This window comes from Streptomyces sp. NRRL WC-3549 (assembly GCF_000721935.1).
In the GTDB taxonomy this organism is placed as follows: Bacteria; Actinomycetota; Actinomycetes; order Streptomycetales; family Streptomycetaceae; genus Streptomyces.
Genome location: NZ_KL585425.1, coordinates 130,726 through 133,366, shown reverse-complemented (window position 1 = coordinate 133,366; position 2,641 = coordinate 130,726). Strand labels below are relative to the sequence as shown.

At 66.9% G+C, this 2,641-nt stretch carries 5 protein-coding genes; all 5 read right to left on the bottom strand.

Annotated features, from left to right (window positions below):
• The coding region (locus IH13_RS39880) for a transposase family protein (RefSeq protein ID WP_037842588.1) at positions 1-580 on the bottom strand (580 nt) is incomplete at its 3' end.
• 79 nt (positions 581-659) lie between these two features.
• Positions 660-1,121: a hypothetical protein gene (locus IH13_RS39875; protein WP_051835959.1), complete on the bottom strand. Its 462-nt coding sequence runs from the start codon at positions 1,119-1,121 to the stop codon at positions 660-662.
• Positions 1,122-1,316: 195 nt separating this feature from the next.
• Complete coding sequence (locus IH13_RS43650; RefSeq protein ID WP_158791363.1) at positions 1,317-1,460, bottom strand: hypothetical protein; 144 nt, start codon at positions 1,458-1,460, stop codon at positions 1,317-1,319.
• Positions 1,461-1,603: 143 nt separating this feature from the next.
• Positions 1,604-1,933 (bottom strand): hypothetical protein, encoded by a 330-nt coding sequence (locus IH13_RS0128355; protein ID WP_031088838.1) that lies wholly within the window; start codon positions 1,931-1,933, stop codon positions 1,604-1,606.
• A 142-nt stretch (positions 1,934-2,075) separates the two neighbouring features.
• On the bottom strand, positions 2,076-2,641 hold a 566-nt coding region (locus IH13_RS0128350; protein WP_158791361.1), incomplete at its 5' end, for a peroxidase.

Sequence of the window (2,641 nt, the reverse complement as noted above, 5' to 3'; positions counted from 1 at the left end):
AGCCAAGGTCGGCCAAGGCGCCGAGGCCGGCTTCCCTGAGGTGTCCGGTGATCTTGTTGTGGCGGGCGGTGGTGATCTCGCTGGACCGGCCAGGCTTGGCCGCGGAGATCCAGATCAGGTTGCCTTTCTCGTCGGTGAGCGCGAGAGACAGCAGGCCATGGGCCTTATGGTTGCCGGAGTAGTTCTTCCGGTCGTCCTTTCCGGTGCGGCGGTGGGTGCGGATCAGGGTGCCGTCCAGGAGGGCCACGACCCCGCCACCGCGGGCGATCTTCTTCAACGCGCGGTCCAGGCGTGGGGCGCGGGCGGCCAGCAGCTTGACGACTTCTTTCACCCAGCGTCGGACGGTGGACTCGCCGACCTGGTTGCCGTCGGCCATGTCGATCAGGCGCTGGTCGTGACGGAGTACGGCGAGCACGATGACGGCCTGCTTACCGGGTTCGGCCTTGCGCCAGGGAGAGCGCATCTGGTTGCGGCGTTGGCGTATCAGGTCGGCGACGAGATCGATGGTCCGCTTCGACAGCGGGAGACGAACCTGGTAGACAACATCCTGAGGGCCCTCGGCGGGCTGGTATTTGGTCACACATTTACCAACTCCCGCCGGGGGCCTTTGCGTTACGGCATAAATCGGCCCGTCCGGCTGACGGCGTCGGCGTCGCTGGTCAGCGTGGCCGGTAACGCCCGGACGCGGTGCGGACAAGCCAGCCCCGGTCGGCGAGCTTGCGCAGCTGGCCCCGGACCGGCTCGATCTTCGCCGGGGTCGCCTCCCGGCCCAGTGCGAGGGCGACGTCCTTGGCCATCACCGGACCGTCCGCCCCGGCCACGATCTCCATGATCCTCCGATACTCCGAGGTCAGGACCTCCAGCCCCATCCCCTCGACACGGTCCGGCACCGCCCGCATCCCGCCCGCACCCGGACCCACCGTCACAGCAGCCGGCTCCGGCTCCGGTGACACGATGCCCGGCGGTCGCCGTCCACCACCGGTGGCCTCGGCCCACTGCCCGAACACCACCTCGGCAGCCTCCAACCCGGCGACCTCCGTCTCGAGTTCGCCCAGCTCCTTGCGCAGCAGCTCGGCACGTTTCGCCAGCTCAAGCCGCCGTTCGATCGTCCACGTCAGCACATCCGCTTTGAAGATCCCTCCCGGCGCAGAACATACGCGGCGCCCCCCGAACCTCACTCCAGAACCCGCGAGAACACCCGCGCCGGACGATCTCGTGCTAACGATCAGCCCACCTGCCAGCATGAGGACCTCACCGGCGCATCACACCAGCCCCACTGACCTGCGGGAACGAGCTTGGCGGAGCCTCAGTGGGTGTCAGCCGGAGACCACAGGGGTGGGAACGATGAACTCCTGAATGCGGGCCGTGCCCGTCACCGTGACCGTCATCACTGTCCTCACCTCTTGTTTCTTCTCGACGAACCAACACCCGTCCCCTCGGGAACGGCTGAGCAGCACCATAGGCCCTCCCCAGGTCGCCCCACCACCGATTAACCGCCCGGCCTCGCCTCCCTCTCACGACACGACCGCCGACGGACCAGCCGCGGGGAGGCGCATGTTTCTCGTCTCCCCGCGGGCTGGGCCGAAAGCCCCCGGATCACTCCCTACTGGTCTGCTTTCGCGCGGGCGTAGATCTCACCGGCCCTCGGGTGCTCCACGGCCGGGGAAAGCCGCAGTTCACCGGTTTTCTCCACGTGGTAGGCGTACAGGCCGAACTCACCCGGTACCGGCCCGCACTCTCCCGCCGCGAAATTGACGGACACCCATGTGTCGCCGCCTGCGGGAACCGTGTCGACCCCCCAGGAGAATGAGCATTCCGGCTTCGTGTCGGCCTTCTCCATCAGGTCACTCAGCTGGAGCTGCGCGCCGTCGGAGATGGTCCCTCTGCCGCCCTTGCGGAAGGTGATCCGGTCACCGCCCTTGTTCTTCCACAAGCCGATGATCTGCCCTTCGCTCGGAACAGAGTCCGCAGCGGGGTCCGAGGCGGAGGCGGTCTTCAGTTGCTGTGCGCAGCCGATCGCTCCCGTGACGAGAAAGGCGGAGAGAGCGACAGCGAGAAACGCCCGCCGCCCGCTCCTAGTACGGCACATAGACTTCCTCGATCCAGTTGATCCGTACGGTGATGTCCTTCTGACCGTCGGGCCAGACACGCTTGACGGCGTCGGAGCCCGCCTTCATGAGCCCGTTGGACTTCCCGTTCTCGTACCCGTCGTCCGAGAGGCTGCGGGTGGCCGAGGCTACCGTCATGGTGTTCGAGATGGAGACCTTCACCTGCCCGACCATCGCTCCACGATCCCACTCCGAGTCTGTCCGGGCCGGCTCACAAGAGACCCCGAGCAGTTCGTAGTCGAGGTTGTAGGAGCTGAGGGCCATGCTCGCGGGACTGCCGCCGTAGATTCCCTCGGTGAGGAAGCCGGTGAGGTCCGTGAAGCCCTCCCATGCCTTCTCGACGTCGCTGCGTTCGGCGTGGGACTTGTTGAACGAACCCCTCGCCGTGTAGGTGCCGTCCTTGATCAGGCCCTGCATCTTCCGGAGGAAGCCTCTGAAGTGGTCCTCCGTGCGCAGTTGCCGCACGAACTCACCGTCCGGAGGCAGGGTCACGTCGGACGGCCCGCCTGGCTTCGTCGGCCTGGACGACAAGC